The following is a 22,154-nucleotide window of genomic DNA, read 5'->3' on the forward strand; positions in this document are numbered from 1 at the left end:
GTGCCGGCGGCGCTCGCCGCCGGCACCCCACGTCAGCGCGTCGAGGCCGCCAGGGACTCCTTCGCGGCCGACGCCACGGCCTCGGGCGTGATGCCGAACTCACGGTAGAGCGTCTGGTAGTCCGCCGAGGCACCGAAGTGCTCCAGCGAGACCACCCGTCCGTGCTGTCCGACATAACGGTGCCAGGTCAGGCCGATGCCCGCCTCCACCGCCACTCGGGCCGTCACCTCGGGAAGCAGCACGCTGTCCCGGTACGCCTGGTCCTGCTCCTCGAACCACTCCACGCACGGCATCGAGACCACCCGGGTGGGCACGCCGTCCGCCTGGAGTTCCTGCCGGGCGGCGAGCGCCAGGTGCAGCTCGGAGCCGGTGGCGATCAGGATGACGCGCGGGGTGCCGCCCTCCGCCTCGGTGTGCACGTAACCGCCCTTGGCCGTGCCCTCGTTGGGCGCGTAGGTCGGCACGTTCTGCCGGGTCAGCGCGAGGCCGTGCGGGGCGTTGTCGCGGCGCAGGATCTCGCGCCAGGCGATGGCCGTCTCGTTGGCGTCGGCCGGGCGCACCACGTTCAGCCCGGGGATCGCGCGCAGCGCGGCCAGGTGCTCCACCGGCTGGTGGGTCGGGCCGTCCTCGCCGAGGCCGATCGAGTCATGCGTCCACACGTAGGTGACCGGCTGCTTCATCAGCGCGGCGAGGCGCACCGCGGGCCGCATGTAGTCGGAGAACACCAGGAAGGTGCCGCCGTAGATCCGGGTGTTGCCGTGCAGCGCCACGCCGTTCATCACGGCGCCCATGGCGTGCTCGCGGATCCCGTAGTGCACGGTGCGGCCGTACGGGTTCGCCTCCGGCAGCGGGTTGCCCGCCGGGAGGAACGAGGAGGACGCGTCGATCGTGGTGTTGTTCGAACCGGCCAGGTCGGCCGAGCCGCCCCACAGCTCGGGGATGACCGCGCCGAGCGCCTTGAGCGTCTGGCCCGACGCCTTGCGGGTGGCCACCGAGGAGCCCTCGTCGAAGACCGGCAGCGCCTTCTCCCAGCCCTCGGGCAGCTTGCCCGCGCGGATCCGGTCGAACTCGGCGGCCCGCTCCGGGTTGGCCTCGCGCCAGACGGCCAGCTCCTTCTCCCAGGCGGCGCGCGCCGCCTGGCCGCGCTCCACCGCGCCGCGGGCGTGCGCCAGCACCGCGTCCTCGACCTGGAAGTGCTGCTCGGGGTCGAAGCCCAGCACCCGCTTGGTGGCGGCCACCTCGTCGGCGCCGAGCGCCGAGCCGTGCGCGGCCTCGGTGTTCCGCGCGTTCGGCGCCGGCCAGGCGATGATCGAGCGCGCGGCGATGATCGAGGGGCGCTCGGTCTCCGCCTTGGCCGCCTGGAACGCGGCGTGCAGCGCGGCCGGGTCCAGGTCGCCGTCCTCCTTGGGCGCCACCCGCTGCACGTGCCAGCCGTACGCCTCGAAGCGGCCCAGCACGTCCTCGGAGAACGCGGTGGCGGTGTCGCCCTCGATGGAGATGTGGTTGTCGTCGTAGAGCAGCACCAGGTTGCCGAGCTTCTGGTGGCCCGCGAGCGAGACGGCCTCGGCGGCCACGCCCTCCTGCAGGCAGCCGTCACCGGCGATGGTGTAGATGGTGTGGTCGAACGGGGAGGTGCCGGGGGCCGCGTCCGGGTCGAACAGGCCACGCTCGTAGCGGGCGGCCATCGCCATGCCCACCGCGTTGCCGATGCCCTGGCCGAGCGGGCCCGTGGTGGTCTCGACGCCCACCGTGTGGCCGTGCTCCGGGTGCCCCGGGGTCCTGCTGCCCCAGGTGCGGAACGCCTTCAGGTCGTCCAGGGTCAGGCCGTAGCCGGCGAGGTACAGCTGGACGTAGAGCGTGAGGCTGGTGTGACCGACGGACAGCACGAACCGGTCGCGGCCGGTCCAGTCGGGGTCCGAGGGGTCGTGCCGCATGAGCTTCTGGAAGATCAGGTAGGCGGCTGGCGCCAGGCTCATCGCCGTGCCCGGGTGGCCGTTACCGACCTTCTGCACGGCGTCCGCGGCCAAAACCCGGGCGGTGTCGACTGCCCGCTGGTCCAGGTCGGTCCATTCGAGGTCTGAAGTGGTCGGCTTGCTGCTCACCCTGCGTCAGGGCTCCTCTCCGCGTACGTTCCGCGTGTGTCAGGCCGGTGACGGGGACGATCCGCCAGGCGGCGGGTGGCTCACCGGACCGCCATCGAGCCTACCTCCGGGCAGGACCCGGGCCGGGAGCCCGCTCCTTCGCGGGGCCGCTGGCCGACACCTCAAGGGTGCCCCAGGGCGGCCGAGCCGGCATGTTCACCGGTCCCGCTGGGTGCCGGACACGGGCACCCCCGGTGACAAGCCGTGTAAGTCGGGCGTCTAGAGTGACTGGGCACAACCGATCGCCGATGTCGTACAACCAGGGGTGTCCGTGACGGCCGTTGATTCCCGTCCCGTGGCAGAGCCGCTCGGCTCCGCCTCGGGTCGTTGGACACCGGGGGCGAGGATCCGGGGCTTCGTGGCCCTCACCAAGCCCCGCATCATCGAGCTGCTGCTGATGACCACGGTCCCCGTGATGTTCCTCGCCGAGGGCGGGGTGCCGGACCCGTGGCTGGTGCTCTCCACCTGCTTCGCCGGCTACCTCTCGGCGGGCGGCGCCAACGCGCTCAACATGTACATCGACCGCGACATCGACGCCGTGATGCAGCGCACGAAGAACCGGCCGCTGGTGACCGGCGTGGTGCGGCCCACCGAGGGCCTCGTCTTCGGCATCACCCTCGCCGTCGTGTCCACGCTGTGGTTCGGCCTCCTGGTGAACTGGATGTCGGCCGCGCTGTCGCTGGGCGCGCTGCTCTTCTACGTCGTCGTCTACACGATGTGGCTCAAGCGCCGCACCTCGCAGAACATCGTCTGGGGCGGCATCGCCGGCTGCCTGCCGGTGCTGATCGGCTGGTCCTCGGTGACGGGCACGCTCTCCTGGGCCGCGGTCATCCTCTTCCTGGTGATCTTCTTCTGGACGCCGCCGCACTACTGGCCGCTGTCGATGCGGGTGCAGGACGACTACGCGAAGGTCGGCGTCCCGATGCTGCCGGTCGTCGCGGGCAACCTGGCGGTGGCGCGGCAGATCGTCGTCTACAGCTGGGTGATGGTCGGGGTCTCGCTGCTGCTGTGGCCGCTGGGGTACGCCGGCTGGTTCTACACGACGGTGGCGGCGGCGGCCGGCATCTGGTGGCTCTGGGAGGCGCACGCGCTCCAGGCGCGGGCCAGGGCGGGGGCGGCCAAGCTCAAGGAGATGCGGCTCTTCCACTGGTCGATCACGTACGTCTCGCTGGTCTTCCTGGCCGTGGCGATCGACCCGTTCCTCTCCTGACCGGGGCTCTCCGGGCGAGGCGTTCTCCGCGCGAGGCGCCGGGGCGCTCGGCGCCTCAGGCCCGGGACGCCGTGCCCCAGGACCGCACGGGCGACGGGTGGTCGGGGACCGAGGGCGGCTCGCCCAGGACGCGGACGGTGTTGGCGGCCGCGAGCGGCTCGCAGTGCTCGGTGAACAGCGCGGCCACGAGCTCGCCGCGGCTGGTGACGCCGACCTTGTCGAAGACGGCCTTCACATGGTCGCGCACCGTGTGGGGCGACAGATGCAGCCGGTCGGCGATGTCCCGGGTCGGCAGCCCGCGCGCGATCAGCCGGGTGATCTCGAGTTCACGCGGGGACAGTTCGTAGGCCGCCATGACCAGGGACGCCACCTCGGACACCTTGGCCGGCTCGATCACCATCGCGGTCGCGCCCGGCCGGCCGTCCGGCTCGCGGAGGCGTGAGCCGTGGCAGACGAGCCAGTGGCCGGTCCTGGTGGGTATCCGGATGCGGGCGTTCTCGTCGCCGGTGGCCGTCCGCGCATAGGTGGCCATGGTGAGAATCCACGCGGGAAGCGCGACGCCGAACCGGGTCGCCACCGACGGCCCGGGCGGCATCTCGGCCAGCAGCCGCCGGGCGTCCTCGTTGATCGAGACGAGAACGTCCGCCGAGTCGAAGAGCAGCAGGCCGGGACCGCCCTGGGCGGTGGACACCGGCGTCGGCGCGGGCTGGGCGTAGGAACGCAGCCGCCGCGCGAGCGGGGCCGAAAGGCTGCCGACGAAGCCGGCGTCCCCGGCGTCGAACGGTCGCCGCCCTCGCTCCCGGAACAGGCTCAGCATCCCCCACGGCTGTCCGCCCACCCGCAGCACCGCGCGGAGCTCGTCGTCGAAGCCCCGGGGAAGCATGAACTTCCGGTACAGCACGCTGAGCGCCTGTCGGTCGCCCGTGCTCTCCCGCAGCCCGACTGCCGGAACCTCGGCGCGCGAGAGATCACGGAACAGGTTGATGTTCTCGCCGAGCAGCTCGCACTCCCAGTAGGCGCCGCAGCCGCCCTCGTTGAGGTTCTCGACCAGGACGGGCGCGGTGGTCAGCCCGGTGAGCGGGTCCGTCGCACGCCAGACCGCGGCGTCGAACGGCATCAGCCGCTGGAGCCGGGTGGAGGTCTCGGCGAACAGGGCGAGCGCGTCCCGGGCGCGGTCGGCACCCGCGAGCACCGCCCGGTGCCCGGGCAGAGCGGACCTGGTCATGCCCGTGATCCTCCCCTCGGCGACGACGGACCCGCAACCCCTCGATCGAGGGGGGCGCGCGACCGGGTCGAACCCCGCGATCGAGGGATGGAAGGCCCCGCTTCGCCCAGCGAGGGTGAGTGACGAAACCTCAGCTGAAAGGGGTCATGGAGCGATGACCTTGGAGATCGGAATCGTCGGGGCGGGGGCGGCCGCCGTCGGGCTGCTCGACACGCTGGCGCGTGCGAACGCCGCCCCGGGCGGCATCACGGTGTTCGACGGGTCGCCGGCACCCTGGCGGGGGCGGGCCTACCAGGAGGACATCCCCGCGGCACGGGTGAACGCCCCGCCGATGATCATGTCCGTCCGGGCCGGAGACGCCGGCCACTACTCCCGGTGGCTGCACGACCGCGGTGAACGGGGGATCGTCGATCTCGCGGCGTACCAGGACCCTGGACTCGGCCAGCCGCTCGTTCCCCGGGCGGTCTACGGCGAGTACCTCGGCCACACGGCCCGGGCGGCGATCGACCGGCTCCGGCGGGACGGCTGGCGGGTGAGCGTCGTGCACTCGCGGGTCACCGGGTTCTCCCGGGACGCGGCCGTGCTGCACACCGAGCACGGCGGCCGCCATCGGGTCGACCGCGCGGTGCTCTGCGTGGGCGGCGGTCGTCCGCACGATCACTACGGTCTCGACGGCGCGCCGGGCTTCGTGCTCGAGCCGTACCCGCTCGCGCGCACGCTCACCGGAATCCCCGCGAGCGCGCACGTGGCCGTCATCGGCAGCGGGCTGACCGCGGTGGACATCGTCGCCGGGCTGATCGCGGGCGGGCACACCGGGCCCATCAGCCTGCTCTCCCGGCACGGAATGCTGCCCTGGGTCCAGCAGCGGCCGGTCGAGCTCAGGCCCAGGCACCTGACGCCAGGCCGCGTCGCGGCCCTTGCCCAGGAACTCTCCCTCGCCCGGCTGGTCTCCCTCATGCGTCAGGAACTCGCCGAGCTCGGCCAGGACTTCGACGCGTTCGCGTCCGAGGTGACCGAGACCGGGCACACCGTGGAATGGCTGCGCCGCCAGCTGGCCGCGGTGGACTCGCCGCACCTCGGCCGCCGGCTGCTGACGTTGGCCATCCGCACCGCGGGGCCGGCCGCCTGGCGGTCGCTGCCCCGGCACGAGAGAACGATGCTGCTGCGCCGCCACTTCCGCGCCGTCAACGGCCTGAGCTCGCCGATGGTGCCGCACAACGCGCACCTGCTGCTGCGGCTGTTCGACTCCGGCCAGCTGCGGACGCGGCCCGGCCTCGTCAAGATAGCGCCCGCCGAGGGCAAGGGGTTCCGCGTCCTCGACACGTCCCGGTGGACGGCCGATCTCGTCATCAACGCGGTCAACCCGCCCGCCTACGCGACACCTCAGGAGGCCGGGCCGCTGGTCAGCTCGCTGCTGGCCGAAGGCGCCGCCGAAGCGTGCGGGACCGGCGGCCTCAGCAGCGAGCCGGGCTCCGGCCGGCTCACCGTGGCGGGCCGGCCCGACCCGGTCTGGCACGTCCTGGGCAACCTCGCGGGTGACACGCTGTTCATCGCGACCAACCCGCCGGGGCTCGCCGCCGAGGGCGAGCGCGTCGCCCGGTCCCTGCTGGCACCGCACGCCTGACGGACGCCCCGGCGCAGGGCGGCGTACCGACGGGTAACCTGGGGCGCATGGTCGAGATTTCATCGTCACGCCACGCCCGGGCCGCCACCCGCACCGTCCGCCGGTTCGCCGAGGCGCACGGTGGGGCCGGCGGGCAGATCGCCTATCTGGGGGCCCGTGGGTACCGGCTGGTGCTGGTGGGGGCCGACGGCGAGTGGGGGGATGTCGTGGCGGCGCGCCGCGAGACGCTGGAGGAGGCCGCGCGGGCGGCCGGCGTCGAGGTGCGGGAGGCGCTGGACGGGGAGCTCGCGGCCCGGTTGCGGACCGGGCCGCGGGAGTGGCGTCGGATGGCCGGGATCCAGATCGGTTAGCCGGCGGCGAGCGGCGCCGGTTCCCGCGCCGGGGTGGCCGGTGCGTCCTCCGCCGCGGCGCCCCGCTCGCGGAGGGCGAGCAGCAGGCGCAGCGTGGCGATCCAGACCAGGGTGGCGCCGAACAGGTGCATGCCGACCAGCAGCTCCGGCTCGTCGAGGAAGTACTGGGTGTAGCCGAGCACGCCCTGCCCGAGCAGCACCCAGATCAGCTCCCGCGCCCTGGCCCGCGGGCCGGGCGGGGCGTCCATCAGGCGCATGCCGGCCCAGACGGCGATCGCGCCGAGCACCACGGCCCAGGCGAGCAGCGAGTGGACCCGGGTGACGGTCTCCCAGTCGAACGGCATCCGCTCGATGTCGCTGTCGTCGCCCGCGTGCTTGCCGCTGCCCGTCACAGCCGTGCCGACGACCACCAGGGCGGCGGACAGCGCCGTCAGGCCGAGCACCGCGCGCCGCACCGGCGGGCCCACCAGCGGGCGCGGCGGCGCGTCGCCCTCGCGGACGCGGATCCAGGCCAGCGTCGTCGTGGTGAGCAGGGCCATCGCGGCCAGGAAGTGGCCGGCGACGATGAACGGGTTGAGCTCGGTCAGGACCGTGATCCCGCCGACGACGCCGTTGAGCATCACCACCCAGAACTGGGCCCAGCCGAGCCTGGTCAGCGACCGCCGCTCCGGCTTGGCCGAGCGGGCGGCGATGATGAACCAGCCCACCGCGGCGGACACCACGTAGGTCATCATCCGGTTGCCGAACTCGATGGCGCCGTGCAGGCCCATCTCGCTGGTGGCGACCAGGCTGTCGTCGCTGCAGCGCGGCCAGGTGTCGCAGCCGAGGCCGGAGCCGGTGAGCCGGACGGCGCCGCCGGTGACGATGATGACGACGCTCATGACGAGCGCCGTGAGCGCCGCGCGCCGCACGGTCTCGGGCCGGGGCGTCCAGCGCTCGGCGATGTAGGCGAGGGGGTTTCGCACTGCTTTCAGCACCCGGTCATCGTATGCCCCCCGCTTGTGCAACTTTTCACGAGGGGTCCGCGGGGGCCGGCGGCCGCTACTCCCAGCGGAAGAAGCGGGCCGCCGCGGCCAGTGCCACGGCCGCCCAGGCGGCCAGCACGCCGGCGTCGGCCCACGGCATGGCGGCGCCGTCCCGCAGCACGTCCCGCAGCCCGTCGGAGAGCGCCGCGAGCGGCAGCAGTTCGAGGACCGTGCGCGCCCCGGCGGGGAAGTCGTCGAGCGGCACGATCACCCCGCCGAAGAACAGCAGCAGCACGAAGACCAGGTTGGCGGCGGCGAGCGTGGCCTCGGCGCGCAGGGTGCCGGCCATCAGCAGGCCGAGTCCCGAGCAGGCGGCCGTGCCGAGCAGCAGCAGGACGGCGACCGCCAGCGGGTTGCCGTGCGGGGACCAGCCGAGCGCCAGCGCGACCAGGCCGAGCAGCACCGTCTGCAGCGCGATGGTGACCAGCACCGCGCCGGTCTTGCCGCACAGCAGCGCCCAGCGCGGCAGCGGGGAGGCGGCGAGCCGCTTGAGCACGCCGTAGCGGCGCTCGAAGCCGGTGGCGATGGCCTGCCCGGTGAAGGCGGTGGACAGCACGGCCAGGGCCAGCACGCCGGGGGCCAGGAAGTCGATCCGCTCCCCGGCCACGTCCACCAGGTCGACGGTGGAGAAGAGGACCAGCAGCAGGGTCGGGATGACCACGGTCAGCAGCAGCTGCTCGCCGTGGCGCAGCAGCATCCGGGTCTCCAGCGCGGCCTGGGCGGCGATCATCCGGGGCAGCGGGGCCGCGCCCGGGCGGGGGGTGTGCCGGCCGGTCATGACCGCAGCTCCTTGCCGGTGAGTTCCAGGAAGACGTCCTCCAGGGTGTGCCGCCGGGTGCTGATCCGGTCGGCGAGCACCCCGTGCTGGGCGCACCAGGCGGTGACTGTGGCGAGCAGCCGGGGGCCGACGTCGCCGGTGATGCGGTAGTTGCCCGGGCTCGGCTCCTCGGCCTCGCTGCCGGCGGGCAGCGCGGCGCGCAGCGAGGCGAGGTCGAGTCCCGGGCGGCCGGAGAAGCGCAGCACGTCGGCGGTGCCGCCGCGGGCGAGCTCGGCCGGGGTGCCGTGCGCTATGACCCGGCCGGCGTCGACGATGGCCACGTCGTCGGCGAGCTCCTCGGCCTCGTCCATGAAGTGGGTGGTGAGCACGGTGGTCACGCCGTCGGCCCGCAGCTCGCGGATCAGGTCCCAGGTGGCGTGCCTGGCCTGCGGGTCGAGGCCGGCGGTGGGCTCGTCGAGGAAGACCAGCTCGGGGCGGCCGACGACGGCCAGGGCCAGCGCGAGCCGCTGCCGCTGGCCGCCGGAGAGCCGCCGGTAGGTGGTGCGGCCGCAGGAGCCGAGGCCGAGGCGCTCGGCGAGCTCGTCCACGTCCAGCGGGTGGGCGTGCAGCCCGGCCACGTGGCGCAGCATCTCCAGCGCCCTGATGCCGGGGTAGACGCCGCCCTCCTGCAGCATCACGCCGATGCGGGGCCGCAGCGCGGCGGCCTCGGTCGCGGGGTCGAGGCCGAGGACCCGCAGCCGGCCGGCGTCCGGGGTCCGGTAGCCCTCGCAGCACTCGACCGTGGTGGTCTTGCCCGCGCCGTTGGGGCCGAGGACGGCGGTGACGGTGCCGGTGCGCACGGTGAGGTCGAGGCCGTCGACGGCGGTCGTCGAGCCATAGCGTTTGACAAGGCCGACGGCCTCGACGGCGGGTGCGGCCCCTGCGGAGTGCATGGAGTGGAGTGTAGGTCGGCCGCCGGTGCGGGCCGACTCGTTGGCCGCCACGCCGGTCAGCACCGAGCGGATGCCGTCCCGGTAGCCGGCCTGGCGGGCCAGCGGGTCGTTCCCCGCGCCGCGGAAGACGTCGTCGAGGAGCAGCCGGTCGCCGCCGCCGTGGCCGCCGGCGCCCTGGACGATCGGGATCTCCTCGGGCTCCTTCCAGTGCTCGTGCAGGGTGAGCCGCTCGTAGGTGCCCTCGTCCTGGGTCTTGCCGTGCGCGGACGGGTCGACGGCCGCCTGCGGCGGGGTCCAGGCGCGCTCGCACACGTCGAGCACGATCCGGCCCCTGGTGCCGGTGAAGACCACCCGGTAGCCCTCGGACGGGGCGTGCGTGGTGAGCGAGTAGCTGAGCAGCGCCCGGTTCCCGTAGCGGACCAGGACCGACATGTTGTCCGGGATGGTGACGGGGTCGGTGAAGACGTCCTGGTCCCTGAGGTAGCCGTCCTCGTGCTCGGCGTCCAGGTAGAGGCGCTTGAGGTGCGGATCGGTCGAGATGTCGATGATGAACGGGTCGGTGCCGAGACCGGGGGCGCCCTGGCCGCGCTCGGGCCGGGGCCCGTAGAGCTCGGCGCCGGCGCCCGAGCCGCCGTAGAAGCGCAGGTCGGTCTGGGCGAAGACCAGTTCGGGGTGGGAGCCGAGCCACCAGTTCACGAGGTCGAAGTGGTGGGTCGACTTGTGGACCAGCAGACCGCCCGAGTTCTCGGCCTGCCGGTGCCAGCGGCGGAAGTAGTCGGCGCCGTGGATGGTGTCCAGGGCCCAGTCGAAGTGGACGGCGGTGACGTCCCCGATCCGACCGTCGGCCAGCAGCTCGCGCACCGCCGAGTTGCGGGGTGCGTAGCGGTAGTTGAAGGTGACCACCAACCGCCCCCGACCGCGCTCCGCGGCGGCCGCGATCTTGGCGCAGCTCTCCGCGTCGACGGTCAGGGGCTTCTCCACGATGACGTCCCGCCCGGCGTCCAGGGCCGCGCACACGTAGTGGGCGTGGGTGGAGTCCATCGTGGTGACGATGACGGCGTCGGCCAGTTCGAGCATGGCCGGGAAGCCGTCGGGCGAGAAGGTCGGCACCGGGTCCCGACCCGTCGCCGCGATGCGTTCGTTGTAGTAGTCCATCCGCGTCCGGTTGCGGTCGCAGAGCGCGGTGATCTCTCCGGTGTCGCTCCAGTCGCCCAGCAGGGCGTCGACGTACATCCGGGACCGGTGGCCAAGACCGACGATTGCGTAGCGGCGTGTCATCCGGGGTTCTCCTGTGGAGTGGTGGTGGTGCGGTGGTTCGTGGTGCCGCGTCAGCCGAGGGAGGAGTTGGCCTCGTCGATGAAGGCCTCGGCGGCCTCCTGCGGGCTCAGTCGGCCGAAGTTGACCTCCTCGCCGTAGCGCTGCAGCATGTCCGGGATCTCGCCCGCGCCGACGGGGTTGACCGACGGCGGGTCGGCCAGCTCGTCGGAGAGCTCGTCGATGAAGGCGAGCGACTGCTGGTCGGTCTCCGGCAGGTCGGCCGCTATCTGCTCGCGCACCGCGCTGTTGATCGGCAGACCACGGTCGGAGCCGAGGATGGCGGCCGCCTCCGGGTCGTTGATCAGGAAGTCCACCAGCTCGGCGGCGGCCTCCTTCTGGTCGCTGGACTCGGCGATGTTCCAGTACATGCTGGGCTGCAGGAACTGGCCGCCGCTGACGGCGCCGGAGTCCTGGGGCCAGCGCAGGATCTCGATCTCCGCGCCCGAGCCGGTGGTGACGGCCTGGAGCTGGTTGCTCCACCACATGCCGAAGGCGCCCTGGCCGGTGGCGATCAGCGACTGGTCGACGCTGGTGTTGCCGATCTCGGCGCTGAGCGAGGCGTCGGGGGTGGCCCCGGACTCGACCAGCTGGTTGTTGTACTCGAACCAGTCGGCGACGGTCTCGGCCGACATGCCGATCTGGTCGTCCTCGTAGAACGACTCGCCGCGCTGGGCCGCGTAGATGTTGAGGTAGGCGTCGTTCCAGCTGAGCTGGGTGCCGTAGGTGCCGTCGCCGACGGCCTCGGTCACCTGGGCGCTGAACTCGCGGTAGTCGTCCCAGGTCCAGGTGGTGTCGTCGGGCAGTTCGAGCCCGGCCTCCTCGATCAGGGTCGTGTTGGCCATGATCACGAAGGCGTTGGCCCCGGTGGGGATGGCGTAGAGGGTGTCCTCCACCTCCCCGGTGGCGAGGATCTCCGGGTCCAGGCTCTCGGTCTCCACCAGGGAGGAGAGGTCGGCGAGCGCGCCACGGGTGGCGAACTCGCCCATCCGGCGGATCTCGGTGGCGAAGACGTCGGGCGCGTCACCCGAGGCGAGCTGGGTGGTCAGCCGGTCGTAGTAGGAGTCCCAGTCGGCGTACTCCTGCTCGACGGTGATGTCCGGGTGGGTCTCCTCGAAGAGTGCGACGGCCTCGGCGGTGAGCCCCTGCCGTACGTCGTTGCCCCACCAGCTGAGGCGAAGGGTCACGGGGCCGCCGTCGCCGCCGCCGCTGTCACCGCCGCCACAGGCCGCGGTGGTGAGGACCAGGGCGCCGGTCGTCAGCAGCGCCGGGGCGAGCTTCCTCGCGCTGGTCCAGTGGTGCCTTCTGTTGCTCGTCACGGAGACCTCCTTGTCTGTTACGTGTCGTGAGTGCGTGTGGGGGTGGGCGGCGGGTGTCACCGCATGCCGGTGGTGGCGATGCCACGCACCAGGTACCGCTGGCCGGCCAGGAAGAAGCCGAAGATCGGCCCGAGGGAGAGCACCGAGATGGCGAACATCGGCCCCCACGAGGAATCCCCGCTGGAGTCCAGGAAGTTGCGCAGCGCCACCGGGACGGTCAGCTTGTCGGGGCTGGTGAGGAAGATCAGCTGGGACAGGAAGTCGTTCCAGGTCCAGATGAAGGTGAAGATCGCGGTGGTGGCCAGCGCCGGGGTGCAGAGCGGCATGATGATCCGCGAGAAGATCCGCCAGTGGCCGGCGCCGTCGATCACGGCCGCCTCGTCGAGCTCCCTCGGCAGGGTGCGGATGAACTGCACCATGAGGAAGATGAAGAACGCGTCGGTGGCGAGGAACTTGGGCACGATCAACGGGTAGAAGGTGTTGATCCAGTCCATTTCCGAGAACAGGATGTACTGCGGCACGAGCGTGACGTGCAGCGGCAGCATGATCGAGCCGAGCATCAGCGCGAACCAGAAGCGTTTCAGCGGGAACTCGAGCCGGGCGAAGGCGTAGGCGGCGAGCGAGCAGGCCACCAGGTTGCCCACGATCGAACCGGCGGTGATGATCGCCGAGTTCATGAAGTAGTGGCTGAACGGGTACTGCAGCGCGTCCCAACCGTTGGTGTAGTTCTCCGTGGTGACGTCGCTGGGTATCAGCCCCGGTTCCCGGAAGATGATCTCCTGCGGCTTGAACGAGCTCGAGACCATCCACAGCAGCGGATAGAGCATCACGAGACCGAAGCCGATCAACAGCGCGTGGGTGAGCAGCTTCTTGCCGGCGAGGGCGTGCAGCACCCGGCCGAAGACGGTGTCGTTGGTCTTGGCGCGCTGCGCTCGTTTGACGGCGGCGTTACTAGTCACTGTAGAAGACCCAATACCTCGACATCAGGAAGTTCACCCCGGTCAGCACGGCGATGACGACCACCAGGAACCAGGCCATCGCCGAGGCGTAGCCCATCTGGAAGTTCCCGAAGCCCTCCTGGTAGATGTGCATCGTCAGCAGCAGCGTGGAGTCGGACGGGCCGCCCTTGCCGCCGCTGACCACGAAGGCCTGCGTGAAGGACTGGAACGAGTTGATCAGCTGCAGGACCAGGTTGAAGAAGACGATCGGGGTCAGCAGCGGCAGCGTGATCGAGAAGAACTGCCGGATCTGACCGGCCCCGTCCAGGCCCGCCGCCTCGTAGTAGCTGCGGGGTATCTGCCGCAGGCCGGCGAGGAAGATGACCATCGGGGCGCCGAACGTCCAGACGTTCAGCACGATCAGGGTGCCGAGGGCGGTGTCCGGGTGGGCCACCCAGCTCTCGCCCTCCACCCCGAACCAGCCGAGGACCTCGTTGACCAGCCCCTCGGCGCCGAAGACCTGCCGCCACAGGATGGCGACGGCGACGCTGCCGCCGAGCAGCGAGGGCAGGTAGTAGATGGAGCGGTAGAACGGCAGGCCGCGGACGCCGCGGTCCAGCACCAGCGCCAGCGCGAGGGCGAAGGTCAGCTGGAGCGGCACCGAGACGAAGACGTAGACGGCCGTGTTGTTCAGGGCCTTCATGAACCGCGGATCGTCGGTGAACATCTCGACGTAGTTGTCGAAACCGACCCACTGCGAGTCACCGATGAGGCTGTAGTCCGTGAAGGACAGGTAGAGGGAGCTCAGTAGCGGACCCGCGGTGATGGCCACGAGCCCGACGAACCAGGGTGCGAGGAACAGGTAGGCGGCGATCGCCTCCTTGCGCCGCCGCTTTCGGAGCTGCGGGGCAAGGGTTCCCTGAGAGGTGGACATGCGGAAGAGCGCTCCTTTCCGTGACACCACGGCGGAGTTGGGTGCGAGCGCGCGTTGTTTTTACAACCGGTTGCAGGACTCTGGCCTACCCCCGCAGAAACGTCAAGGGTTCTCGCACGTACCAATCACAACCGCTTGCAGCTAGGGTTCCGGCCATGGCTAAGTACCGTGCAGCTGGATCGGATCGGGGGGCGGTGATCGGGTGGCCGTGACCATCAGGGAGGTGGCCCAGGCCGCCGGCGTGCACGTGTCGACGGTCTCTCGCACCTTCTCGGCGCCGAACCTGGTCAACGCCGAGACCAGGGAACGGGTCATCGCGGCGGCCGCGGAGCTGGGCTACCGGCCCAACCTGGCGGCCCGCGCGCTGACGACCGGGCGCACCAACAATCTCGGGCTGATCGTCGCGGACATCGCCAACCCCTTCTTCCCGCCGCTGATCAAGGCCGCGCAGTCCTACGCGAGGGTGCGCGGCTACCAGGTGTTCGTCGCCGACACCGACGAGGACCCGCGGGTCGAGGAGGAGCTGATCGGCACCCTCGCCCGGCAGGTGGACGGGGTGCTGCTGGTCAGCCCCCGACTGTCCAACGCGGCGATCGTCCGGCTCGGCGCCGACCTGCCGTTCGCCGTGGTGAACCGCCGGGTCAAGGGCATGCCCGCGGTGCTGATGGACGTCGGCACCGGCGCCGGCGCGGCCGTCGACCACCTGGCCGGCCTCGGCCACCGGCGCCTCGTGGTGCTCGGCGGGCCGCGCAACTCCTGGACCAGCGGCCAGATCCGCCGCGCGGCGGGCGCCGCGGCCGAGCGGCACGGCGTCGAGCTGTCGTACCACGGCCCGAACGCCCCCACCGAGCAGGGCGGCTACCGCGCCGCTGCGGCGGTGCTCGCGGCCGGCGCCACGGGGGTGATCGCCTACAACGACCTGATGGCGATCGGCGCCATCGAGGGCCTGGCCACGGCGGGCGCCGAGGTGCCGCGCGACGTGAGCGTGGTCGGCGTCGACGACACGGTGGCCGGCCGGTTGAACCGGCCCAAGCTGACGACCATCGCCATGCCGACCCAGACGGCCGGCCGCGCGGCCGTCGACCTGCTCCTCCAGGCCATAGACGAGGCGGCCAGCGGCACGGTCCAGATGATCCTGGAGACCGATCTCGTGGTCCGGGACTCGACGGGGCCCCGCGTGGCCGTCGAGCGGCGGGTCTGACGTCGGGCCGCCGGCCCCCCGAGGCCGGCGGCAGGTTAGGTTCGCCTTACGTGATGCACTGCATTCGGGCAGGTCAGACCGCGGCTTGCTCGCGTCGCGGGAATTACGCAACAATGACGTTGTGAAAAACCGGAGTGAGCAGCGGGAGGCGCCCGCGGCCGCTGAGGCGGCCGGGACGCGGCAGCGCGTTGCCCGCTCCATTCTCGATCACGGACCGTCCACCGCCGCTGAGCTCTCCGTGCGCCTCGGCCTCACGCAGGCCGCCGTCCGCCGCCATCTGGACGCGCTGGTCGCCGAGGGCCTGGTGGAGCCGCGCGAGAAGCGGGTCTACGGGGCGCGCGGCCGGGGACGGCCGGCCAAGGCGTTCGCGCTGACCGACGGCGGTCGGGACGCCTTCGACCACGCGTACGACGAGCTCGCCGTCGAGGCGCTGCACTGGATCGAGCGCGCCGCCGGCGGCGGCGAGAGCGGGGCGGCCGCCGTGCTGGCCTTCGCCAGGGAGCGCGCCGCGGCCCAGGCCGAGCAGTACCGTTCCTTCCTCGAGGCGGTCGCGCCCGAGGACCGGGCGCGGGCGCTCGCCGAGGCGCTGACGTCCTCCGGCTTCGCCGCCGCCGTCCGCGAGGTCGCGGCGCCGGCCGGCGAGCAGCTGTGCCAGCACCACTGCCCCGTGGCGCACGCCGCCCAGCGCTTCCCGCAGCTGTGCGAGGCCGAGGCCGAGGTCTTCTCCGACCTGCTCGGCAGCCATGTGCAGCGGCTCGCCACCATCGCCCACGGGGACGGGGTCTGCACGACCTTCGTGCCGAAGCCAGGGCACGTCCCCGCCAAGCCCACCACCGCAACCGAAAGCACTGCCGGGAGGAACCCAGCATGACGCTCCCCACGGAGACCGCCCACCCCGAGCTCGAGGGCCTGGGCAAGTACGAATACGGCTGGGCCGACTCCGACGTGGCCGGGGCCGCGGCCAAGCGCGGTCTGTCCGAGGCCGTCGTCCGCGACATCTCGGGCAAGAAGTCCGAGCCGGAGTGGATGCTGAAGCTGCGGCTGAAGGGCCTCAAGCTCTTCGGCAAGAAGCCCATGCCCAACTGGGGCTCCGACCTCAGCGGTATCGACTTCGACAACATCAAGTACTTCGTGCGCTCCACCGAGAAGCAGGCCCAGAGCTGGGAGGACCTGCCGGAGGACATCAAGAACACCTACGACAAGCTCGGCATCCCCGAGGCCGAGAAGCAGCGCCTGGTGGCCGGCGTCGCCGCGCAGTACGAGTCGGAGGTCGTCTACCACCAGATCCGCGAGGACCTGGAGAAGCAGGGCGTCATCTTCCTCGACACCGACACGGCGCTCAGGGAGCACCCCGAGCTCTTCCAGGAGCACTTCGGCACCGTGATCCCCGCCGGCGACAACAAGTTCGCCGCGCTGAACACGGCCGTCTGGTCCGGTGGTTCCTTCATCTACGTGCCGCCGGGCGTGCACGTGGACATCCCGCTCCAGGCCTACTTCCGCATCAACACGGAGAACATGGGCCAGTTCGAGCGGACGCTGATCATCGTCGACGAGAACGCCTACGTGCACTACGTCGAGGGCTGCACCGCGCCGATCTACAACTCGGACTCGCTGCACTCGGCGGTCGTCGAGATCATCGTCAAGAAGGGCGGCCGCTGCCGCTACACGACCATCCAGAACTGGTCGAACAACGTCTACAACCTGGTGACCAAGCGCGCCGTCGCCTACGAGGGCGCCACCATGGAGTGGGTCGACGGCAACATCGGCTCCAAGGTCACCATGAAGTACCCGGCCGTCTACCTGATGGGCGAGCACGCCAAGGGCGAGACGCTGTCCGTCGCCTTCGCGGGCGAGGGCCAGCACCAGGACGCCGGCGCCAAGATGGTGCACATGGCGCCCCGCACCTCCTCCAACATCGTCTCCAAGTCGGTGGCCAGGGGCGGCGGCCGCACCTCCTACCGCGGCCTGATCGAGATCGCCGAGGGCGCGGCCGGCTCCAAGTCCAACGTGCTGTGCGACGCGCTGCTGGTGGACACCATCTCGCGCTCCGACACCTACCCCTACGTCGACGTCCGCGAGGACGACGTGACGATGGGGCACGAGGCGACCGTCTCCAAGGTCAGCGACGACCAGCTCTTCTACCTGATGAGCCGCGGCCTGTCCGAGGACGAGGCGATGGCGATGATCGTGCGCGGCTTCGTCGAGCCGATCGCCAAGGAGCTGCCCATGGAGTACGCCCTGGAGCTCAACCGGCTGATCGAGCTGCAGATGGAGGGCGCGGTCGGCTGACCGGCGCCCCGCCCCCGAGACACGCAAACCCGTCCGATAACCCGTCCGATCAAGAGAGCGAGCACGACGACACCCATGGCTGAGGCCCAGAGTATTCCGGCCGGCGCCAGCGCGGGCGGAGCGGTCGCGGTGGCCGCCGAGTCCACCGTCGCCACCCGGATGAGCGCCCCGCCGTCCTTCGATGTGGCGGACTTCCCCGTCCCGCACGGCCGCGAGGAGGAGTGGCGCTTCACCCCCCTCGACCGGCTGCGGGGGCTGCACGACGGCACGGCCGTCGCCGACGGCTCGGTCAAGGTCGAGGTGGAGGCGCCGGACGGGGTGACCGTCACCCCGGTCGGCCGTGACGACCCCCGGGTCGGCAAGGCCGGCGCGCCCGTCGACCGGGTCGCGGCGCAGGCGTTCAGCTCCTTCGAGAAGGCCACCGTGATCTCGGTGCCGAAGGACGCGGTGTTGAAGGAGCCGGTCCGGCTCAGCCTGCACGGCGAGGGCGGGGTCACCTTCGGCCACACCGTCTTCGAGATCGGCGCCTTCGCGGAGGTCGTCCTCGTCCTCGACCACACCGGCGACACGGTCCGCGCGGCCAACGTCGAGTTCCTCGTGGGCGACGGCGCCAAGGTCACCGTCGTCAGCGTGCAGGACTGGGACGACACCGCGGTGCACTGCTCGCAGCACAGCGCGCTCGTCGGCCGGGACGCCACCTTCAAGTCCGTGGTCGTCACCTTCGGCGGGGACGTGGTCCGGCTGCACCCGCGGGTCGCCTACGCGGGTCCCGGCGGCGAGGCCGAGCTGTACGGGGTCTACTTCACGGACGACGGGCAGCACCAGGAGCACCGGCTGCTGGTCGACCACAACCAGCCCAACTGCCGCAGCAACGTGGCGTACAAGGGCGCCCTCCAGGGCACCGACGCGCACGCGGTCTGGGTGGGCGACGTGCTGATCCGCGCCGCGGCCACCGGCACCGACACCTACGAGCTCAACCGCAACCTGGTCCTCACCGACGGCGCCCGGGTCGACTCGGTCCCCAACCTGGAGATCGAGACCGGCGAGATCGTCGGCGCCGGCCACGCCTCGGCGACCGGCCGGTTCGAGGACGAGCAGCTGTTCTACCTGATGGCCCGCGGCATCCCCGCCGAGGAGGCCCGTCGCCTCGTGGTCCGCGGCTTCTTCGCCGAGCTGGTCCAGCAGATCGGCGTCCCGGACGTCGAGGAGCGGCTGATCGCCAAGCTGGAGGCCGAGCTGGAGGCGTCGATCGCATGACCACCGGCGGCTTTGTGAAGGTCTGCGCGCTGGGCGACCTCGAGGAGGACGTGCCCAAGCGCGTGGAGCTCGACGACACCCCGGTCTGCGTCGTCCGCACCGAGGGCGAGGTGTTCGCGGTCAACGACATCTGCTCGCACGCGAACGTCTCGCTCTCCGAGGGCGAGGTGGAGGACTGCCAGGTCGAGTGCTGGCTGCACGGCTCAAGCTTCGACCTGCGCACCGGCAAGCCCAGCGGGCTGCCCGCCACCCGTCCCATCCCCGTCTACCCCGTCAAGATCGAAGGAGAGGGGCCCGGCGCCGCCGTGCTCGTCTCCCTCACCCAGGAGTCCTGAGGCATCCCCATGGCAACGCTTGAGATCCACGACCTGCACGTCTCCGTCGAGACCGAGACCGGCTCCACCGAGATCCTGCGCGGTGTCGACCTGACCGTGAAGCAGGGCGAGACCCACGCCATCATGGGCCCCAACGGCTCCGGCAAGTCGACCCTGGCCTACTCGCTGGCCGGCCACCCCAAGTACACCGTCACCGGCGGCACCGTCACGCTGGACGGCGAGGACGTCCTGGAGATGTCCGTCGACGAGCGGGCCCGCGCCGGCGTCTTCCTCGCCATGCAGTACCCGGTCGAGGTGCCCGGCGTCTCGGTCTCCAACTTCCTGCGCACCTCGGCCACCGCCATCCGTGGCGAGGCCCCCAAGCTGCGCACCTGGGTGAAAGAGGTCAAGGAGGCCATGGAGCGCCTCGAGATGGACCCGGCCTTCGCCGAGCGCAACGTCAACGAGGGCTTCTCCGGCGGCGAGAAGAAGCGCCACGAGATCCTCCAGCTGGAGCTGCTGAAGCCGAAGATCGCCATCCTCGACGAGACCGACTCGGGCCTCGACATCGACGCGCTGCGGATCGTCTCCGAGGGCGTCAACCGGCTGCGGGAGGGCGGCGAGGTCGGCACCCTGCTGATCACCCACTACACGCGGATCCTGCGCTACATCAAGCCGGACCACGTGCACGTCTTCGCGGGCGGCCGGATCGTCGAGTCCGCCGGTCCCGAGCTCGCCGACAAGCTCGAGGCCGAGGGCTACGAGCAGTACACCAAGGGGGCTGTTTCGTGAGCCTTACGCTGCCGGGTCTCCTCGACACCGAGGCGATCCGCAAGGACTTCCCGATCCTGCACCGCACCGTGCACGACGGGAAGCCCCTGGTCTACCTGGACAACGCGGCCAGCTCCCAGAAGCCGCGCCAGGTGCTCGACGCGATCTCCGAGTACTACGAGCGCCACCACGCCAACGTGCACCGTGGCGTGCACGTGCTGGCCGAGGAGGCCACCGCGCTGTACGAGGACGCCCGCACCAAGGTCGCCTCGTTCGTCAACGCGCCGAGCAGGGACGAGGTGATCTTCACCAAGAACGCCTCGGAGGCGCTCAACCTGGTCGCCAACATGCTGGGCTGGGCCGACGAGCCCTACCGGGTGGACGACCGCACCGAGATCGTCATCACGGAGATGGAGCACCACTCCAACATCGTGCCGTGGCAGTTCCTGGCGCAGCGCACCGGCGCGAAGCTGAAGTGGTTCGGCCTCACCGACGACGGCCGGCTCGACCTGGCGAACATCGACGAGGTCATCACCGAGCGCACCAAGGTCGTCTCCTTCGTGCTGGTCTCCAACGTGCTGGGCACGGTCAACCCGGTCGAGGCCATCGTCAGGCGCGCCCAGCAGGTCGGCGCCCTGGTGGTGATCGACGCCTCGCAGGCCGCCCCGCACATGCCGCTCGACGTCCAGGCCCTGGGCGCCGACTTCGTGGCCTTCACCGGCCACAAGATGTGCGGGCCGACCGGCATCGGCGTGCTGTGGGGCCGCCAGGAGCTCCTGGAGGACCTGCCGCCCTTCCTCGGCGGCGGGGAGATGATCGAGACGGTCACCATGAGCTCGTCGACGTACGCGCCGGCGCCGCACAAGTTCGAGGCCGGCACGCCGCCGATCGCCGAGGCCGTGGGCCTGGGGGCGGCCGTGGACTACCTGACCGGCATCGGCATGGAGCGGATCGCGGCCCACGAGCACGCCATCACGCGCTACGCGCTGGAGCGCCTCGCCGAGGTGCCCGACCTGCGGATCATCGGCCCGGTCAGCGAGGAGGACCGGGGCGCCACGGTGTCCTTCACCCTCGCCGACATCCACCCGCACGACGTGGGGCAGGTGCTCGACGAGCAGGGCATCGCCGTCCGGGTCGGCCACCACTGCGCGCGGCCGGTCTGCCTGCGGTACGGAATTCCGGCGACCACCCGGGCGTCGTTCTATCTGTACTCCACGCCGGCCGAGGTCGACGCCCTGGTCCAGGGCCTCACCTACGTGCGTGGCTTCTTCGGATGAGGGTGGTGACCCATGCAGCTGGGAGCGCTTGAGTCGATGTACCAGGACGTGATCCTGGACCACTACAAGAACCCGCACGGGCGTGGGCTGCGCGACGGCGACGCCGAGGTCCACCACGTGAACCCGACCTGCGGCGACGAGATCACGCTGCGGGTGCGGTACGAGGGCGAGACCATCGCCGACGTCTCGTACGAGGGCCAGGGCTGTTCGATCAGCCAGGCGAGCGCGTCCGTGCTCAACGAACTGCTGGTCGGCAAGGACCTGGCGGAGGCGCTGGCCGTCCAGGACACGTTCCTGCGCCTGATGCAGTCCAAGGGGCAGATCACCCCGGACGACGCGATGGAGGAGGTGCTGGAGGACGCGGTCGCGTTCGCCGGCGTCTCCAAGTACCCGGCGCGGGTGAAGTGCGCGCTGCTGAGCTGGATGGCCTGGAAGGACGCCACCGCCCAGGCCCTGGGCGACGGCCTGGTGAAGGAGAGGACCACGTCATGAGCGACACCGAGACCGTCACGGCCAAGCCGGCGGGCGAGGAGGAGATCCGGGAGGCGATGATGGACGTCGTCGACCCGGAGCTGGGGATCGACGTGGTCAACCTCGGCCTGATCTACGGCATCCACGTGGACGAGGACAACGTCGCCACCGTCGACATGACCCTCACCTCGGCGGCCTGCCCGCTGACGGACGTCATCGAGGACCAGGCGCGGACGGCGACCGAGGGCCTGGTGTCCGAGCTGAAGATCAACTGGGTCTGGATGCCGCCGTGGGGTCCTGACAAGATCACCGACGACGGCCGCGAGCAGCTGCGGGCGCTCGGCTTCAACGTCTGAGGTTCGACCTCGGCCCTCCGGTGCCTCCCACCGCCCCCGACCGGGGCGGTGGGAGGCACCGGCGCGTTCAGGCGTGGTCGACCAGCTGGGCGTGTCCCTTGGCGCGGGCGCAGTGGGCGCAGCAGTAGAAGTGGCCGTCCTCCGTCTCCAGGCCGTGCCCCATGATCCGGGTCCGGCAGTTCTCGCAGATCGGGGCCATCCGCTGGACGGCGCACTCGAAGCTGTCGAAGACGTGGACCTCACCCGCCGCCCGTACCTCGAAGGCCATCCGGTAGTCGTTGCCGCAGACCTCGCACTCGGCCATCCGCTCCTCACTCCCTGTGATCCTGTGATGGTATTGCCGCTGTTCGCCGCAAGGATGACCGGAAGGTCGCAGGGGTTCGGGTCGGCGCGCGGGCCCTTCACTCCACCGGCTTCCGCCCACCCGC

At 71.3% G+C, this 22,154-nt stretch carries 21 protein-coding genes and 1 pseudogene; 12 read left to right on the forward strand and 10 right to left on the reverse strand.

What is annotated here, in order from left to right; translation table 11 throughout:
- Positions 1–32 precede the first annotated feature (32 nt).
- Positions 33–2,102, reverse strand: coding sequence for a transketolase (gene tkt / locus RNC47_RS12330; RefSeq protein ID WP_311598211.1), 2,070 nt, complete (start codon positions 2,100–2,102; stop codon positions 33–35).
- A gap of 310 nt (positions 2,103–2,412) precedes the next feature.
- Between tkt and RNC47_RS12335 the strand changes: the two genes are divergently transcribed.
- A complete protein-coding gene (locus tag RNC47_RS12335) occupies positions 2,413–3,351 on the forward strand; it encodes a heme o synthase (RefSeq protein ID WP_311598213.1) in 939 nt (312 codons plus the stop codon).
- A gap of 55 nt (positions 3,352–3,406) precedes the next feature.
- On the opposite strand, the gene RNC47_RS12340 is transcribed toward RNC47_RS12335, so the two are convergent.
- Complete coding sequence (locus tag RNC47_RS12340) at positions 3,407–4,576, reverse strand: helix-turn-helix transcriptional regulator (protein WP_311598215.1); 1,170 nt, start codon at positions 4,574–4,576, stop codon at positions 3,407–3,409.
- Between the two features lie 154 nt (positions 4,577–4,730).
- Here RNC47_RS12340 and RNC47_RS12345 point away from each other — a divergent pair, with 154 nt between their 5' ends.
- Together RNC47_RS12345 and RNC47_RS12350 are read left to right on the forward strand one after the other, a co-directional pair.
- On the forward strand, positions 4,731–6,200 hold the full coding sequence (locus RNC47_RS12345) for an FAD/NAD(P)-binding protein (protein WP_311598216.1): 1,470 nt from the start codon (positions 4,731–4,733) through the stop codon (positions 6,198–6,200).
- Positions 6,201–6,247: 47 nt separating this feature from the next.
- A complete protein-coding gene (locus RNC47_RS12350) occupies positions 6,248–6,550 on the forward strand; it encodes a type 1 periplasmic-binding domain-containing protein (RefSeq protein WP_311598217.1) in 303 nt (100 codons plus the stop codon).
- Here the strand turns inward: RNC47_RS12350 and RNC47_RS12355 are convergent.
- The 7 genes and pseudogenes from RNC47_RS12355 to RNC47_RS12385 all read right to left on the reverse strand — a co-directional run bounded on the left by RNC47_RS12355 (position 6,547) and on the right by RNC47_RS12385 (position 13,790).
- Positions 6,547–7,524: a COX15/CtaA family protein gene (locus RNC47_RS12355; RefSeq protein ID WP_311598334.1), complete on the reverse strand. Its 978-nt coding sequence runs from the start codon at positions 7,522–7,524 to the stop codon at positions 6,547–6,549. The genes RNC47_RS12350 and RNC47_RS12355 overlap by 4 nt on opposite strands.
- A 67-nt stretch (positions 7,525–7,591) precedes the next feature.
- On the reverse strand, positions 7,592–8,353 hold the full coding sequence (locus tag RNC47_RS12360) for an ABC transporter permease (RefSeq protein ID WP_311598218.1): 762 nt from the start codon (positions 8,351–8,353) through the stop codon (positions 7,592–7,594).
- The gene (locus tag RNC47_RS37615) at positions 8,350–10,188 is read right to left on the reverse strand and encodes a Gfo/Idh/MocA family oxidoreductase (protein WP_394814765.1); all 1,839 of its coding nucleotides are present in this window, start codon (positions 10,186–10,188) and stop codon (positions 8,350–8,352) included. Before RNC47_RS37615 ends, RNC47_RS12360 begins: the two co-directional genes overlap by 4 nt.
- A 3-nt stretch (positions 10,189–10,191) precedes the next feature.
- Positions 10,192–10,563 (reverse strand): annotated as a pseudogene (locus RNC47_RS37620) (Gfo/Idh/MocA family protein); the annotation flags it as partial.
- 50 nt (positions 10,564–10,613) lie between these two features.
- Positions 10,614–11,918, reverse strand: a complete 1,305-nt coding sequence (locus RNC47_RS12375) for an ABC transporter substrate-binding protein (protein ID WP_311598220.1) — start codon at positions 11,916–11,918, stop codon at positions 10,614–10,616.
- A gap of 56 nt (positions 11,919–11,974) precedes the next feature.
- Positions 11,975–12,877: a carbohydrate ABC transporter permease gene (locus RNC47_RS12380; RefSeq protein WP_311598222.1), complete on the reverse strand. Its 903-nt coding sequence runs from the start codon at positions 12,875–12,877 to the stop codon at positions 11,975–11,977.
- Positions 12,870–13,790 carry a carbohydrate ABC transporter permease gene (locus RNC47_RS12385; RefSeq protein ID WP_311598224.1) on the reverse strand — a complete coding sequence of 307 codons (921 nt, stop codon included), beginning with the start codon at positions 13,788–13,790 and terminating at the stop codon, positions 12,870–12,872. Before RNC47_RS12385 ends, RNC47_RS12380 begins: the two co-directional genes overlap by 8 nt.
- 202 nt (positions 13,791–13,992) lie before the next feature.
- On the opposite strand from RNC47_RS12385, the gene RNC47_RS12390 reads away from it, so the two are divergent.
- From RNC47_RS12390 to RNC47_RS12430, 9 genes are all read left to right on the forward strand, one after another.
- A complete protein-coding gene (locus tag RNC47_RS12390; protein WP_311598226.1) occupies positions 13,993–14,991 on the forward strand; it encodes a LacI family DNA-binding transcriptional regulator in 999 nt (332 codons plus the stop codon).
- Between the two features lie 121 nt (positions 14,992–15,112).
- Positions 15,113–15,862, forward strand: coding sequence for a helix-turn-helix transcriptional regulator (locus RNC47_RS12395; RefSeq protein WP_311598228.1), 750 nt, complete (start codon positions 15,113–15,115; stop codon positions 15,860–15,862).
- Positions 15,859–17,280 (forward strand): Fe-S cluster assembly protein SufB, encoded by a 1,422-nt coding sequence (gene sufB, locus RNC47_RS12400; RefSeq protein WP_311598230.1) that lies wholly within the window; start codon positions 15,859–15,861, stop codon positions 17,278–17,280. Before RNC47_RS12395 ends, sufB begins: the two co-directional genes overlap by 4 nt.
- 75 nt (positions 17,281–17,355) lie before the next feature.
- Positions 17,356–18,537, forward strand: a complete 1,182-nt coding sequence (gene sufD, locus RNC47_RS12405) for a Fe-S cluster assembly protein SufD (RefSeq protein ID WP_311598231.1) — start codon at positions 17,356–17,358, stop codon at positions 18,535–18,537.
- Positions 18,534–18,872 (forward strand): non-heme iron oxygenase ferredoxin subunit, encoded by a 339-nt coding sequence (locus tag RNC47_RS12410; protein WP_311598233.1) that lies wholly within the window; start codon positions 18,534–18,536, stop codon positions 18,870–18,872. Before sufD ends, RNC47_RS12410 begins: the two co-directional genes overlap by 4 nt.
- 9 nt (positions 18,873–18,881) lie before the next feature.
- The gene (sufC, locus tag RNC47_RS12415) at positions 18,882–19,643 is read left to right on the forward strand and encodes a Fe-S cluster assembly ATPase SufC (protein WP_311598235.1); all 762 of its coding nucleotides are present in this window, start codon (positions 18,882–18,884) and stop codon (positions 19,641–19,643) included.
- Entirely contained in the window at positions 19,640–20,899 is a 1,260-nt protein-coding gene (locus RNC47_RS12420; RefSeq protein WP_311598237.1) for a cysteine desulfurase, read from the forward strand. The genes sufC and RNC47_RS12420 overlap by 4 nt, the downstream gene beginning before the upstream one ends.
- Positions 20,900–20,911: 12 nt before the next feature.
- Complete coding sequence (sufU, locus tag RNC47_RS12425; RefSeq protein ID WP_311598239.1) at positions 20,912–21,391, forward strand: Fe-S cluster assembly sulfur transfer protein SufU; 480 nt, start codon at positions 20,912–20,914, stop codon at positions 21,389–21,391.
- Positions 21,388–21,726, forward strand: a complete 339-nt coding sequence (locus RNC47_RS12430) for a metal-sulfur cluster assembly factor (protein WP_311598241.1) — start codon at positions 21,388–21,390, stop codon at positions 21,724–21,726. The genes sufU and RNC47_RS12430 overlap by 4 nt, the downstream gene beginning before the upstream one ends.
- A gap of 67 nt (positions 21,727–21,793) precedes the next feature.
- Here the strand turns inward: RNC47_RS12430 and RNC47_RS12435 are convergent, their stop codons facing one another.
- Positions 21,794–22,030 carry a hypothetical protein gene (locus RNC47_RS12435; protein ID WP_311598243.1) on the reverse strand — a complete coding sequence of 79 codons (237 nt, stop codon included), beginning with the start codon at positions 22,028–22,030 and terminating at the stop codon, positions 21,794–21,796.
- Between the last annotated feature and the right edge of the window lie 124 nt (positions 22,031–22,154).

Origin of the sequence: Streptomyces millisiae, from assembly GCF_031845425.1 — a bacterium.
Lineage (GTDB): Bacteria > Actinomycetota > Actinomycetes > Streptomycetales > Streptomycetaceae > Streptomyces > Streptomyces millisiae.